Genomic DNA, 15,496 nt, shown 5'->3' with positions numbered 1-15,496 from the left:
AACGACTTAACAAAAAGAAAAATGAGCGCATATAGCATTAATGCAACCGCACAATTCATGGAGAACCACCTAGCGGCTCAGCCGCTAGCGGCCCAGTCTGCACTCGCCATAGCAAAGACTACAGATCATCAAGCCATCATGTTTTCAATTGACGACAGTGGTATTTTTAGAGCTACCATAGGTCAGGATGACCATGAAACCGGATGGGAAACACTGGAAATAGGCACTGGCATTCCCGCTGCTGAGAACGCTACCGTCACTGCAAAGCTTTTTGACGCCACACAGGCTACTAATTCAGGCATGCCTGGAGACATCACAATTGCCATTGCTGTCACCCAAACTTCGGGAGATTCCAGCTATGATCAGGTTTTTATCACAACGCTGAGCAGCGATGCAAAAGCCAGTTGGATAAGTGATCCTTCAACAATTGTTTGGACAGAGCGTGCATTTGACTTTTACGATAGTCAAAAGCCACAATTGGTAGCTTCCACACTAAGTATTGCAGAGGTGTATCTTGCCATTGTGAGTGGGTCTGAACCTTTTGCAGCGATTACGGTAGTCGATCCGGGCAATAAGTTGGAGCTACCTTTTGAAGTGAGTTTGGAATTCCCTGCACCTTCACAAATTTGGACTTATTTGATTCCTGAGCAGGATTACGATACGTTGCTAGGTAGTGATGTGGGACAGCCACAGGGCACTGTTATGCCAGGAATATACAAGCTCTATTCTCAGACCATTGGTGGCAGCCCCCAAGTCAGCCTTACTTTTAAACCTCGTTCTTCACAGTTTCCAGCACGTTTTTATCAAGTCAGTAATGAAGCAACTGCCATAGCAGCTGTTGCTTTGCAGGAAGATTCTGGAAATTCTTTCACTACCCTTTTAGTAGCAGACGGAGGCAACTTGGTATTATTCCCTGCACATAACACATCACAAAACGACAAAAATTATTTTTTGGGCACTATAGTGGCCTCTAATCCATCTGGTCAAACATACCTAAGCGATGTAACCCACCTGCATGCCGTTTCTGATGGGAGCTTACTTTCAATTTGGGGAGTGAATCAATCAGGTCAGGCCTTTCATTTGAGTGCTTCTATAGCACAAGATGGAAGTTTGTCCAACTGGTCTACTCCCTTGCCCTTACTGAGCAATGTGAAGAATATTTCGCCATATTTAAGCGAAAACCGACAATTGAAGTCCCTATTTGCCGTTATTTCAGACCCCATAACAGAAGAAGAGAGCTTGGTTCATTTAGCCACTGATGCTAGTGGGAATGGAAGCTGGAACCAAACGAAAATTCACCTTCCATCTACCAATGCCTATGTTTCACTGAAAACATACACAACACGCTTGCAGGTTACTCAGCCAGACGCAAATGGCTACCAAAAAGGAACCAACGCTACAGTTCAAATAACCCCAAGTAATACAGTAACTCTTCAGGTAAATGGCAGATACAGCACCGTCTCAAAGGACAACCCTCTTATAGTAGATACTGATGCTTCAGGTGCTATTACCATTATGCAAAACGTACATAGCCTTGGGGCCCCTAGCTATAGTTTTTCTGTTGTTGATGATTCAATAACGGATCAGAGTCCCAAAGTAGTAGATCCGACTCAAGGGGTTCGAGACAAGATGACTTCCTATAAGACCGGCTCAGATCTGCAAAACGTTAAGATTACCAACGGTCAGGGACAAACACAAAGCTTGCTAAACAGTAATGTTTCTGATACAACAGCAGATAGCATCGCCTCAGGCATTCAAAATGCCAACAGTGTCGTTTCTGGTGCTTCGAAGACTGGTCAATCTCATCAAGCAATTGAAGAAATACCCTCGGATTGGATTTTGGCAGAAATAGGTGACCTGGTTCAAGCTGTTGGTCATGGTTTTGAAGATGCAGTTGCCTGGATTGTACAAGCAGCAGATGATGTCTGGCATTTAGCAGTTAAAATTGGCGAAAGCGTTTTTCACGCCATAATTGCAGTAGCTGAAGATGTTGCTAATTGCGCCTGTGCCTTATTCAATGCTGTATTAACAGTTTTTGAAGATCTATACCACTGGTTGGCGTTTTTATTTGACTGGGATAATATTCTTACGATTCAAAAACAACTGGTTAGCTTCTATAAGAGCCTGTTAGATTCTGCAGGAGAAGTATCAAAGCAAGCATTGGTTATGCTCGGAGAGTGGATAGTCTACTATGGGGATATGATTAAAAATGATGCTGACAAGTTGACGGGGCAAATTCCAGATAATTCTCCAACAACAATGGCAAATAACGCTAATAACTCTCAGACAAATACAGGTCAATCTCCAGGTCTGGATAGTACTGACCCAAGAGTTCATTGGGGTCAGTCCCATTTTTCAGGGTCAAATTCAGGATCACAATCAAATAACAATAAAGCTTCTTTAGCTGCTAAAGCCCGGCATTCGAGCTCATCTCCCAGAGACCAAAATGGAAACCATGACTCTGAGTCATTTTCTACAGCGGTAGATAACTTAGGTGGAGGCTTACTAAATCTTGCTGCCGATTTTTCTGAAGACCTGGTGAACCTCATCGATGGAAATGACTCCCTACGAGAAGTCGTGGGGAATTTGTTGGGAGATTTAGGCACAATCGTGGTAGATACCGGAGAAGTTGTGGAGGCTGCAGGTCCGGAAGTCAATGGACTTATTAGTGACTTTTCAAACGATATCAATACAAAACTGGAAATACCCCTATTGACGGCTCTTTTTGAATTCATCTCTGATGGCGAAGATTTGACCATCTTAAACTTGATTTGCCTTCTTCAAGCTGTCCCAACAGCATTGATGTATGACATTGCGACTAATGGAAATGGTCAGGCGGCCGATTTTCTTACAGACGGCCAAATCTCTAGCGGAATTGCAACTTTAAATCAGTCAGCAAATAAATTCCCATCTCCCCCCAAGTCAGATGAAGAATTGATAGAAGTACCTAAGAGCATAGCAGGTAAAGCTCTTAGCGAGCAGGGTGGTGACCAAGAAGGTGACGGCTATGCCGGAACATTTCGCATGATACTTGGCGGTGCGTACATCGGGAGACTGATCACCACAGTGCTGCTCAATGCGGCAGAAAAAGAATATAAATTGGCAAAAAAAGGAGAGGTAGAAATAACGATAGGAGAGGCCATTGATAATCTCAGTGCAGCTTATCGTACAGATTCAATTGTTTGGGCGATTGAAGGAATTCTGGAGCTCATTTGTGACCATGAGTCGGCATCAGATATGATAATAGGTGGAGCAAATACAGGACTTGGTATTCTCAATGCCGCTATTTGTAACTATACTACAACCAGAGCTGGTGCCGATCAGCTTCCTTATATGAGAGGAATATTTTCAGCGATTATCGGTGTTGGAGAAGCTGTAGCAGCTATAGCAGCTATAGCAGATGGAGGTGAAGATACAGCTGAGATTTGGGCGAGTGCTGCCGAAATAGCCTATGGAGTCAATGAAATAGCCGAGTTAGTTGAGGTAAATGTTGAAAGTCAAGCAGAGAAAATCATAGCATTCCGTTGCGTACTTATGGCAGGAAGTGCGGTTGCTCAAATTGTCTCAGGTGGGCTGGAAGCATAATTTTTAGATTAAACCACTTGTTTTAATAATATAAAATACGCTAACAAACACTATCATCCGTAAGCTAACGGAGCTATTTGCAAAGGCTGGTGGGATGAGATACTTTTATAGATATTTGAAATGTCCAGCTTACGGATGATAGCTGGCTGTTAGCTGCAATTAAATTCAACATGTTTAAATATCTCAAGCTATACTTCAAAAAAGTTAGAAGAGCAAAAAGGATAAAAGCTAAATGAATTATGCTTTGTGTCAACCGCTTTATCTATCTTAATTTTGATCTATAGCCAGTTTGAGAGTGCAAAGAACTATTCTATAAGAAGTGAGAAATTTCACCAATGCAGTTTAGAAGTTGGAGAATTGTATAATGAATTACGGATGGTTAAAACCTTTGAAAATGTTCCCGGTCCTCAAAGTAGAATTGAAGACATCTCTTGTCGCTATGACACTATTCTGAAAAAATATGAAAATCATCATCCCATCGATTTCCAGTTCTTCAAGACAACAAAGCGTGTGTATTTTGAATTATCTAGAATAAGCGTAATGTGGATCAAGGGAAAAAAATATTTACATACCAAATTCAAATATCATCTAATGATTTATGGGCCAATAGTAATCTTTATCTATTACCAATTAAAACAAAAGCAATAACAACGCCCAGATATGACGCTGTGCCTCTGAATTTAATTAATTTTTTATAGGAAAAACCTCCTTCCGACTTGAATTAGATACAGATATACTGGATAATAAAAATATCTCAATCCCTTTAACTGACGGATATTTTAGTATTCTCCACAATCACCATCATACCACCAGGGGCATTAAGCCGGATATTTTTGTAATTACCTTCTACCAGGTAATCAACTAGCTTCAATCCCGAATATGCTGATTTTTCCAATAGCCTCTTGTTATCATCAAGTAGAGTAACCTCAATGGTATTATACTCACCGGAACTGATGATTTGCAAAACTTTTAACTCCACTGGGGTGAATAAATTGAGCTCATTAATAATAAGCCCGGCTTTTGGATGGGCGAAAAACTCCCTGATAATCCTTGTAAGGGAGATGCAAATATGACTTTCGTAAAGTATCTTCTCTTTAAGCTCCGTAGAGAAAACTCCAATATCATCAAACAGTGGAAGCCAGCCGCCATCACTAAATATGAGAAGGTTAACAGGCTCCTTGCTAAAAATAGCCTTGCTCACTAAAAGCTGAAAAAGGTTAAACTGCTTGCTGGCACGCTTCCTTTTCACTCCACTCTTAACTATCTCCAATAGTTCCTCCTTATCAGAGCTATCTGGCCAGCCATCTACCAACTCCTTATCCATCCGGACGAGGCGATTCATGATTTTAAAATCTACATGGAAGAAGAGCTCCCTTTTTGTTCGCTTGAGTACCTTGTTTTTTACCCCAATGTTTTGCAGGTCAGCCAAAACTCTGATCCAGACAAATTCAAGGAAATTAAATTTACGATGAACACCTTTATTTTTCCGGGGTGTTATAATCAGCTTCTTTGAATCCCAGGTGTCAATAGTACGGTTATGTACCCCCGTGTCGGTTACAGAAAGCAAAGGCTCTCCATTGAATATACGGTTAAACTGAATAGCTTTTACCGTCCCTTCTATTGAAAAAACATCTTCGAGTGATTTTAGCATGATTAAAAATACAAAAAATGTATTTTTAATTTACCTAAATTATTATTTTTAAATTGATGACAGTTTGAAACGAGATTGTTAGATGAAAATTTCATATTTATACATATAAAATTTTCATTGTAATGTGACTACACCATGTAATGTTTTTACCTTGTTGTAAAAAATGATACAACATATTGTGTTTACTAGTCATTTAAGTACAGGCCCGCTGTTTCGTAATATCTCTTTTTTTAGCCCTGAGATTAAGACAAAGCAAGAAAGTTATGCTAATTGCACTTTTTTCATTCTTGCCATAAGTTGTAAGTTGTAAGTGCTTAGTTACTAGTGTAATTATGCCTTAAAACTCACTGAAATATTTTACTTGGAAAGGTCTAGGTTTGCACTTATTAAGTAAAACATACAAACTATGAGTAAAAAAGGAATAATTGCGGTAGCTATAATTGCAACATTTGGAGCTTTAACCATGTCATGTAACGAAGAAGAGGTTATACCCAGCGTAAAAAACACTATTGAAGTTGCCACTGAAGGTGACGATGGACATGTCGAACCACCAGTTGAAGAAGGGAATTAAGTGATTAAAGAAATGTGAAGTTGTATGATTTTGTTTATCCATGTAAGGTAACAAAGCTAATTCATATTCGGTCAATCAATTTATATCAACAAATTTGCTGATACTATTTTGAAACCTACCGCTTTATGAAATTTGCTTTACCCGCAATGGCAATATTCTTTATGTTGTTAATTTCCTGTTCTGAAACGGAATCAATTCTCTTTGAAGATAAAGAAGGTCTAAGAAATCTTGAAGAAACTTATCAGGAGTATTCAAAACATTACGCTGATCCGGCTATTGCATATAAGTTATTGGAGAGTATAAAGGTTCAAGCGGAGCAACTAGGTAATAAGGAATACCTTGCGAAGTACCACATGGGCTATGGCTATTTAAAGAAGATGGATAAGCATCTGGATGAAGCTGTCACTGCTTTCTTTAATGCCCTTGATTTATATCAGCAAGTTGGTGATTCGCTGTTTCAAGCGAAGGTATTAAACAACATTGGAGATATTTACCGTACTGCATACTTATCAAAAGAGGCGTATGAATGTTTTAAAGTTGCGGAAGGTTTATATGCAAAACTAGAGAGAGAAGATAAGCTGCCGGGTCTGTATGAAAATATGGGACTTTTGTTTATAGATAGTGCGGCTTATGAGATTGCGAAAAATTATTTCGATAAAGGAATAGTTTTATGCCGAAAGAATGATGTACAAGGCAAGTTAAGCATTCTTCATAATTTATATGGGAAACTATTTTATAAGCAATCTAAATATAAAGAAGCTCGTAAAAGTTACTGCAAATCATATGATCTTCTGTTGGATAAAAATTCCATTAGAGCTGCTTTCATTTATGGCAATATTGGGGAGGCCTACCTTGAAGAAGGGGAAATAGATCAGGCTAAAACGTGGTTCGAAAAATCATTAGCCCTAAAGCAAAGTATAGCGAATGCTGATCTCAGACCTACACTAAACTATCTTGGTCAGGTGGGGTTGCAAAAAGGGGATTTTAAGGAAGCTCTTGGCTATTTTGATCAGGTAGTAGACCTATCAAAAGAAGATATAATAAATGATGAATTAGATGTGGCATTAGAGAATATACAAGCCGTTTATGAAAACAGTCCGGCTTTGAGGACTGATGAGGGATTTAAAAAATCACTATATTATTTAGGAGTAGCGCGCGAAAGCAAGAAAGTTTTAGCCGAGCTTCAGTCGAAGCTCAATACACTTTATGCTCAGTATTCGGTGAAAAAAGGTTACAACGAGTTTATATACCAATCCAACCTGAAAAATGAGCAACAAGAAAAGTTTTATTCATGGGTAGCGACAGGTGCCTTACTATTATCTTGCCTTGCTCTTTTGGGAACAATAATAGTATATCGCAAAAATTTGAAGATTACTGCTGAAAACTACAGGAACTCACAGAGCCAGATAGATAGTGTTAAGCAAACGCTAATAGAGAGCGGATATGGTTCCGACTAATGTACTAGATTATAAAGAGAGGTTCTTCTTCACCTTGTCAATAACGGCTTGCGCTTCCTCAGCTTCTTTTTTGTACCTGTTCATTTCGTTTTTGAAGGTTTCAGCCTGATCACGTAATGCCTGAATCTCAACTTGTGATTGTTTTAGAGCTTCCATCGCTTTCAGGTAAGCCTCTGTCACGTCTTTCTTTGCCAGCTTTTCCGATGCTTCAATAGCCTGAAGTGTTGGGCTTTTCGCAACAACCTCTTCATACTTATAAAACAGCTCATCAGTAGATATACCGAATATTTTGGCGAGTACCGGAACCAGTTCTGATGGCACCTTTCGCCTGCCTTTTTCATAATTTGAGATCACATCCCTGCCTAAAGGCTTGCCTGTTATTTCTTTAATCTTCTCACCCAGCTCGGTCTGAGACCAGTGGTTTCTTGTGCGAAAGTGATAAATTCTCTCCTCTATTGTTGTATTATTCACTACAATATTATAATTTTGAATCATTGTTGTTTTTGACTACAAAAGATTCTGCAATCAAACCTTTGATGTAGAGCCCTTTTTCAAATTTACAATTAACATGATTAATTACCATGACTAACCAATTAGTTAATTATCCGCGCCTGGAAACAATCCTACACACCGAATATGATGGTATTCTTGAGTATTTGCATCTACAACTTAAGCGCTGTTCCGTATGCTGGTTAGCTTATGAGCGACTTGAGAAAATGCTGGCAAGTAATAATGGGATGATTGCCTTTATTAAGCAAGGATATGAGCATTCCATAGCCACGATACTTTTCAATCCGCAATATGTAGCTACTGAAAAAGCTAAACCAGCGGGAGAGTCCCCGGAAAATATGAGCGTGCGACATAGCAGAAAGCCTATCCGGTACTCCTTGAAGTGCTTTAAAAGAAAATTATCCGGCGTTAAGCTGCGCTGATATACACCTTGGGAAGACCAATAATTATCTGGCGGCTCATACGGTTGGAAGACCTGATTGCCTCAAAGGAAACAGGAACGTTGGAAGAGCTGGCAGAAAAACTTGAAATAAATACTGAACTAACAATAGCATATATAGAAGCCCTTGCAGAAATAAAGGGGTGTAAAATTGAGTACGATGCGGAGAGTTGCAGCTTCGTATTTACAGGCCCTAAAGACTAGGTTTAGGTTGACGGGTGAACGGGAGGTGTGTGGGGCACACCTCCCAACATCCTACTGAGAGCACACATTGCTATGGCATTCGTAGCAAAGAATAATACTTAAAATACCCATTTTAATGCGTTTGAGTTAGTGGTCGTCCGTGGGGAGCTGCAAGTGTCTCCCCTGGATGCCTCTTAATAAATTTTAAAAAATATGGAGAATAACACCCTGGCATGGGAGGAGTCCGTGCAACGTTACCAGCAGTTGCTGGAAGCTCTTAACCAACTGGTGCAAGATACGAGTCGCCTTGCAGAGACCTACGAAAGTACCAACATGGATTTTGCACAACTGATCTACGAAAACGGCTTGTATGAACTGATGAATAAAGCGGATCAACTGACGGTTTATGAGCGCAGCTTTGAATTTATGTATTACAGCATGAAGGGACAGGTAGAACAGTTAAAGCATTTACGTGAAACACTGCAATTATTCCTGATCAAAGACCCCGTTAACATACCGAGGAACTAATATACCATGATCAAAATATACGATTATACAAAAACCATTAAAGACACATACTTTATTAAGGACGGTTCTAACGTTGCCCTTTTTGATATGCAAACCTTAACAATTCAGAGAAGTAAAGGATTGCGCTACCAGCTTTTCTTCCTGAACACATCAGTAATGGAGTTGAAACCAGGTACGGAGCAATACAACAGAGTTATAAAAGAGTATGAAATATTACTGTCAAAGTTGCCATTGTTTTGTGCAAATAACCTTCAAAAATACAAGCAAAATATAAAAAAACATCAAGTAGGGCTAAACACTTAGCAATGAGCATCAAAAAGGCAGTTGGATGAATTTTATATTACTTATTTAAATATTTCTTACATGATTTTGAGGATATATATATTTTTAAAATTTAATTTAGCGCCCGATTTTGTTGAAACATCAAAAAAGCGATGCCTTTTATGGTGTAAAAATTAATCCAATACTTACATATACATAACTACTACCAGAATGAGAGTTCGAGTATACACCTACTTCACCTTTATATGTTTGTTCCTTTTATTCATAGGTCGAAATGGGTTGTCGCAGTCTGAAAAATTTCAGGTTAGTATCCCACCGCCGCCCGATGCTGCAGCCCTGGGGAAATATGGAGAAATTCCGGTAGGAACATATACCGGTATACCTAGTATAAACATACCACTTTACAATGTAGAAGGTCGTCATTTGTCCCTACCCATCTCCTTAAGCTACCATGCCAGCGGTGTCAAGGTAGAAGAAGTATCCTCTTGGGTAGGTGCCGGATGGTCATTAAGTGCAGGAGGAGTGATTACCCGGTCTATCAATGGATTGACAGATTTTAAAAGTAAAGGAGGAACCCAGGATAAGTATGGAATAGCCCAGCCTATTACTTACCTCAATGGGAATCAGATAACAGGCAGAAAGATTCCGAAAGGAATTGGTGTTAGTTGTGGCATTCAATGGGAAGACGATACACAGGACCTCAATACATCAAAAAATGCAGCCTTCATTTCTGATATGTTATTTGAGGCAAACATGCATGATACAGAACCAGATAACTTTTATTTTAACTTCAATGGTTTGAGTGGGAAATTTCTCTTCAATGAGGATAGAGAGATCATTACAGATAGTAAAACCAAATTGATTTTTGATAAATTCCCCACCCAAGATGATGACAGTTGGATCATATCCACATTAGATGGCGTGAGTTACGAGTTTGGCGGAACCACTTATGATCAGGGAGTGGAGCAGGCGAGTTGGATTGAATGGACAAAGTCTTTATTTTTTCCTGAAGGAGTCACTAATACCCAAGCCAGCAGTTGGTACTTAAAATCAATTACACACCCGTCGGGAGAACAAATAACATTTAGCTACACAAGAAAAACCTATAAATTCAAAACGTTCAGTGGTGGGTACAGGTCAGTATATAGAACAGACTGCCTGCCTGCCGGATCATCAACTGCTTCTCCGCATAGTTTCGGAGGCGTTGTTGAGCATGAAGTTGATGGATTGTTTTTGAAAGATATAACCATAACATACCCTGATAACAGTGCCACATTAGTAAAATTTCATACCGTTGATGATAAGCTTGAAGGCAGTGACTATACAGCTTCAGGTACCAATTTAAAGACACGATTAGACCAAATTGAGCTAATAGAGAAATCCTCTGCCGGAATAGAATATCTTGTAGGGTCATTCAAATTTTTATATGACAACCTGGCTAATAAGTTATGGCTGACCAGTGTAAGAGAGAACTCCGCCAACGGAACCCCTAAGCCCCCTTATGTTATCGACTATTATAACCACACAGAGTACCCTTTAAGAACTTCCGATGCCGTAGACCTATGGGGCTTTTACAATGGTAAAACCACTAACTCAGGATTTTACCCAAAAGTAAGCTATGGAATAGCAGGAGCCCCTTTAATAGGAACAGAGGGAGACAATTACTCCCCAGTTGAGGACTATATGAAATATGGCATAATTTCTTCAATAAAATATCCAACAGGAGGCATCACATCCTTTGACTTTGGAGCCAACCATTTCTCAAATTTTGAAACAGTCGATACTTTCAGTCCTCTTGAAATATGCAGGGATTATAACTCCGCTACGCCCTGTGGAAACGGCTCGCTAACAGCAGTTGAATTTGAAGTGGAACAAAATGAAATTTTTTCGATCACTACAAATATTAACCATCCTTATAACGAAGTAACAGCCGCAGAAGTATGTGATTCTAAATATAGCAGCTGTAATGGCATATTTACCAACTCCGATGACTTTACAATATATGGAACCGAAAAAAGTGTTTTTCTCGATTATTCAATTACAGGACCCAATACTTCAAACGTTGGAAACAACCTCGTTATTAAAAATAAGGATACTGGTGTATATGTAAAATCCATAAATGTTGCAGGAGGATACGCGCCAGTAGATAAAATAGCACTAAATCTGCCTGCCGCAAACTATACACTTATTGCTACCTCTATGCAAACATCAACAGATGTGGTTTCCGGTACGTTAATCAGAGAAGCGTATATTGCACCCAAACCCACCTATATAGTCAGACTAATAAAGCCTGACGGTACAAATACAGACATCAGTACTTCAGGTGTAACAGACATCACCTTACCGAAAGGAACATATACATTAAGGGCCCATCAAGTAGACAGAGAAGTTACCGGCGCCAGAGCTCATGCAACTATCAAGCAGAAAAATCCAACCTACAGCTATAAAAAGAATTATGGAGCAGGTCTAAGGGTTAACAGGCAGGTAATTTCAAATGGAACTAATAATATTGATCAGGTAATAGAGTACTCATATCAAAATGCAGACGGCTCTACTTCAGGGAAACTGATGAACAAACCAGTCACACATTACTTAACAGCAACAACCACCCCCTCAAAAGATGGGATTTCCTACTTCAATGTATACAGTTCCAATGCAGCCTACCCGCTTAGCAATAGTGCAGCCGGCAGCTTTGTAGGCTATGGGAGAGTTGAAGTAAAAAGAGGAAACTCGGGAAAATCAGTATACGTCTATTCAAACAACACCGATAGCCAAAGTAATTACGATGCCATTGTACTATATTCTTGTGTTACATTTAACCCCGAAAGTAGCAACTCCCGGATAATGGTTCATGGTACCCCTTCTCTCACTTATTCCTACAGCAATGGAAATTTGCTTTACCAGTATGACTATACTGAGAACGGCGATCTCGTGAAGCAGGTTGAGAACAGTTATAAGCAGACAATTTATACAACATATGGTTTAAAGATTAAATCTTTACCACTTCCCGGTGGTGTCTATAGTCTATCGAGCTGGGATCCGGAAATCCCCTGTAATCCCCTGGCATACAAGTATTACCAAGTAGATATAGGCTTTTCATTGCTTGAGAACAGTAAAATCACCACCTATGGAGGGAATGGAGAAGCATATGCAGAAAACACCAAATACGGCTATTCATCAGACAACTTGTTGATTTGGAAAGAAATAACGGATAGTGAAGACAAGCAAAGATATGTAAGGTACGTCCATAAAACAGGAACCTCCTTAGTTCAAGAAGTAGCCACCTCGCTCTATCATCATACCACCGACCCCCTTAAAGGTGAATATATCATGTATAATGAATATTTCCCTGTCAAATACTATCAGCATGAAACACTAGGTGCAAACGAGACCCCTGACCCTGATAGTGATTTGGGCTATGGCAAAAGCAACTACAAACTAAGAAAGCAGATTACCTACAACAACCATAACAACATAGTAGAGCTTAATGAAGATGGTTACTACACAAGTTTTATATGGAGTTCGAATCAAAAACACCTTTTAGCCGTGATAGAAAACGGTAGACTATCAGATGTGGAAAGCATTTTTGGGGTCGATTTTGAAGGTAGCAATTCCGGTTTGACATCAGCGGAAGCAACAGCTTTAAGGAACAGCTTGTCATATGCTATGGTCACCACCTACAATTACTCAGACCGGGGAGAAATCCTTTCAATAGCAGACCCTAATGGCCAGGCTAAAAACTACAAGTATGATTCATTCGGCAGGTTAGAATGGGTCAAAGACAGTGATAACAGCATACTTTCCAAATTCATATATAACTATAAAAGTGAATAGCATACCCATGCTTGCCACATCAAAACATCAACAATTAGGTAAATCCAATAATATCCTGACTGAAAATACGTAATGAAACGCATTTATAGACAACTCTTTATCCTATTCTGCTTAGCGGGAATAATACAGAATACTTACAGCCAATCATCCACAGAGGTTAATTCTGTTGAAAGACGAATTTCCTTGACAAAAGAAACGTCTGAAGCTAGCTTTGATACCTACTCTCTGAACCTGAGAAATTCCAAAATCACCTATTTTGATGGATTAGGTCGTAGCGTTCAAGAAGTTATTAGAGGGGGAAGTCCTGCCCAAAAAGATTTGGTTTCAGCGACGGATTATGATGCAAACGGCAGAATTTCAAGACGCTATTTGAGCTATAGGCATATTAGCAACGATGGTAAATACAAGGCAAATTATGAAGAAGCCCAAAAGGAATTTTATAGAACCCCTGGCAATCATGCAAGAGACGCATACCCCTTCGCAGAAACAGTTTATGAGGCATCTCCATTAAACAGGGTGGTGACCCAAGGAGCGCCAGGACGCGATTGGCAGCCCCTCGTATCAGATTTTGAAATAGAAAACTTTAATACCTACATAAACTATGGCCAATATGTTGTGGATCCTGTATCTGGTGGTGGAGGCGTAAGTGTATCTGTTTTAGATAAAGTATTATCAGTAAGTTTCAGTGCAGGGTTTGATAACACCACGCTCAAGATTGGGCAGGTTGGGTTCCTTCATGGGGGTATTCCTGATATGTCATTGGGGTCACTACAGAAAGGAACTTATTATGCATACATCAAAGATGGGTATTTATGTATCGGTGTATATGCATACTCGGAACAGATTACCGGTTTAAATGTAAAATTTGTTAAAGACCTGTTTGAGTATGGGACAGTTAGTGTTAACCCCCACACCGTTAAGTTTGCTTACCATGTAAATGAGACGAATGATAAAGTAAAGCTTTGGAAAGCTGGTCTGAATTCTGAACTTCCCGAAACATCCGGAGATTACCTTGCCGGTAGCCTCACCAAAATAATATCTATTGACGAAGCAAGCCATCAAACCCAGGAGTATACCGATAAGCGCGGGCACATCATCTTGAAAAGAGTACAGGTCCATGGTGCCGAATCCACCATTGAGTTGTGGGCGGATACCTACTACATCTATGATGATATTGGAAACTTGAGGTTCGTTTTGCCCCCGGAGGCCAGTCAGAAACTGAATTCCGGAACCACATTGGATGAAGAGTTACTATCTGATTATGCCTTTACCTATAAATATGATGCAAGAGGCCGGATTGCCAGGAAAAGAGTTCCCGGGTCAGATTGGGTGTACATGGTCTATGATAAGAGAGACAGAATAGTTTTAACCCAGGACGGAAATCAAAGAGATGCTAATATTACAACGGGTAAGGAGTGGACTTTCACAAAATATGATCAACTGAACAGACCTATAGCCACCGGAATATATACCCATACAGCAACAGTTACCCAGGCAGAGATGCAAACTGTAGTCAATAATTTTTATGATGCGGCCGCTAGCAATCAGGATGAATGGTATGAGCAAATGGGCACATCAGTTCATGGCTATACAGACCTGTCTTTTCCAAAAGGAGTAATAGAAAGTGATTACCTCACCGTTACCTATTACGATAATTATGCTTTCAAAAGCTTACCAGACTTTGGGACAGATTATGATTATGACCCAACACAACTAAGTCAGGAGACTAACATTCAAGGCATATATACCTTCCCATCAGCAGCATTTGATAGAGTCAAAGGCCAGATAACAGGAAGTAAAGTAAAAACTTTGGATGGAAACAATACCTGGGCAAACTCAGTGACCTATTATGATAACCGTTATAGAGTGATACAAACCATAACAAAAAATTACAGCGGAAGTATAGACAAACAGAGTATGCTATATAATTTTCCAGGTTGGGTTCTGGCAGCAAAACGTAGCCACACGAATGGAGGTAATACCTATGAGATGAAAAAAAGTTACACCTATGATCACGCAGGCAGGCTAATGCAAGGATATCATGAAATGATCGAAAATGGTATAACCCAGGGGAAAGTATTACTAGCCAAAAATAAATACAACGAGCTGGGAGAGTTGATTGAAAAGAACTTGCACGTTGAAAATAACGTACCTCAACAATCTATAGACTACCGATACAATATTCGGGGTTGGCTGGAGAACATCAATAGCAGTACTCTTCAGATAGAGCCAGAAAAAAATATAGACGACGCCAATCCTGACCTTTTCGGAATGGAACTATTGTACAACCATCCACTAAATGGAGTTCCTGCCGTAAATTAAGCTTCAGAAAAATGAAAAACATTATAAAAAAGATACTTATCACCGCATTAATTTTTGCAGGTTGTTATAATTCAGAAGCCCAGGTAACTAATGGATCAGTAGCCGATTCCGTAGAGCTCCAGGCCTTGCGCGAC

Annotated in this window: 12 protein-coding genes; 10 read left to right on the top strand and 2 right to left on the bottom strand. The window is 39.7% G+C overall.

All coding sequences use genetic code 11. The features are described from left to right. Positions 1-21 precede the first annotated feature (21 nt). Both JMN32_RS25260 and JMN32_RS27810 read left to right on the top strand, forming a co-directional pair. The gene (locus JMN32_RS25260; protein WP_202859195.1) at positions 22-3,585 is read left to right on the top strand and encodes a hypothetical protein; all 3,564 of its coding nucleotides are present in this window, start codon (positions 22-24) and stop codon (positions 3,583-3,585) included. 246 nt (positions 3,586-3,831) lie between these two features. Beyond that, positions 3,832-4,233 (top strand): SLATT domain-containing protein, encoded by a 402-nt coding sequence (locus JMN32_RS27810; RefSeq protein WP_202859194.1) that lies wholly within the window; start codon positions 3,832-3,834, stop codon positions 4,231-4,233. A 115-nt stretch (positions 4,234-4,348) separates the two neighbouring features. Here JMN32_RS27810 and JMN32_RS25250 read toward each other — a convergent pair whose 3' ends face one another. Next, positions 4,349-5,236, bottom strand: coding sequence for a helix-turn-helix domain-containing protein (locus JMN32_RS25250; protein ID WP_202859193.1), 888 nt, complete (start codon positions 5,234-5,236; stop codon positions 4,349-4,351). A 406-nt stretch (positions 5,237-5,642) separates the two neighbouring features. Here JMN32_RS25250 and JMN32_RS25245 point away from each other — a divergent pair, with 406 nt between their 5' ends. After that, a complete protein-coding gene (locus tag JMN32_RS25245) occupies positions 5,643-5,807 on the top strand; it encodes a hypothetical protein (protein WP_202859192.1) in 165 nt (54 codons plus the stop codon). A 125-nt stretch (positions 5,808-5,932) separates the two neighbouring features. Beyond that, complete coding sequence (locus JMN32_RS25240) at positions 5,933-7,264, top strand: tetratricopeptide repeat protein (RefSeq protein WP_202859191.1); 1,332 nt, start codon at positions 5,933-5,935, stop codon at positions 7,262-7,264. 9 nt (positions 7,265-7,273) lie between these two features. Here JMN32_RS25240 and JMN32_RS25235 read toward each other — a convergent pair whose 3' ends face one another. Then, positions 7,274-7,735 (bottom strand): helix-turn-helix domain-containing protein, encoded by a 462-nt coding sequence (locus tag JMN32_RS25235; protein WP_202859190.1) that lies wholly within the window; start codon positions 7,733-7,735, stop codon positions 7,274-7,276. A 110-nt stretch (positions 7,736-7,845) separates the two neighbouring features. Here JMN32_RS25235 and JMN32_RS25230 point away from each other — a divergent pair, with 110 nt between their 5' ends. The 6 genes from JMN32_RS25230 (at position 7,846) to JMN32_RS25205 (ending at position 15,362) form a co-directional block, all read left to right on the top strand. Next, positions 7,846-8,196, top strand: coding sequence for a hypothetical protein (locus tag JMN32_RS25230; protein ID WP_202859189.1), 351 nt, complete (start codon positions 7,846-7,848; stop codon positions 8,194-8,196). A gap of 8 nt (positions 8,197-8,204) precedes the next feature. After that, positions 8,205-8,417, top strand: a complete 213-nt coding sequence (locus tag JMN32_RS25225) for a hypothetical protein (protein ID WP_202859188.1) — start codon at positions 8,205-8,207, stop codon at positions 8,415-8,417. A gap of 192 nt (positions 8,418-8,609) precedes the next feature. Then, complete coding sequence (locus JMN32_RS25220; protein WP_202859187.1) at positions 8,610-8,924, top strand: hypothetical protein; 315 nt, start codon at positions 8,610-8,612, stop codon at positions 8,922-8,924. Between the two features lie 6 nt (positions 8,925-8,930). Continuing rightward, a complete protein-coding gene (locus JMN32_RS25215; RefSeq protein WP_202859186.1) occupies positions 8,931-9,227 on the top strand; it encodes a hypothetical protein in 297 nt (98 codons plus the stop codon). A 189-nt stretch (positions 9,228-9,416) separates the two neighbouring features. Then, on the top strand, positions 9,417-13,040 hold the full coding sequence (locus JMN32_RS25210) for an RHS repeat domain-containing protein (RefSeq protein WP_202859185.1): 3,624 nt from the start codon (positions 9,417-9,419) through the stop codon (positions 13,038-13,040). A 72-nt stretch (positions 13,041-13,112) separates the two neighbouring features. Beyond that, positions 13,113-15,362, top strand: a complete 2,250-nt coding sequence (locus tag JMN32_RS25205; protein ID WP_202859184.1) for a DUF6443 domain-containing protein — start codon at positions 13,113-13,115, stop codon at positions 15,360-15,362. Positions 15,363-15,496 lie beyond the last annotated feature (134 nt).

This window comes from Fulvivirga marina (assembly GCF_016775155.1).
Classification (GTDB): Bacteria; Bacteroidota; Bacteroidia; order Cytophagales; family Cyclobacteriaceae; genus Fulvivirga; species Fulvivirga marina.
Note: the sequence above shows the minus strand (reverse complement) of the source record. Positions and strands in the feature narration are given on the sequence as shown.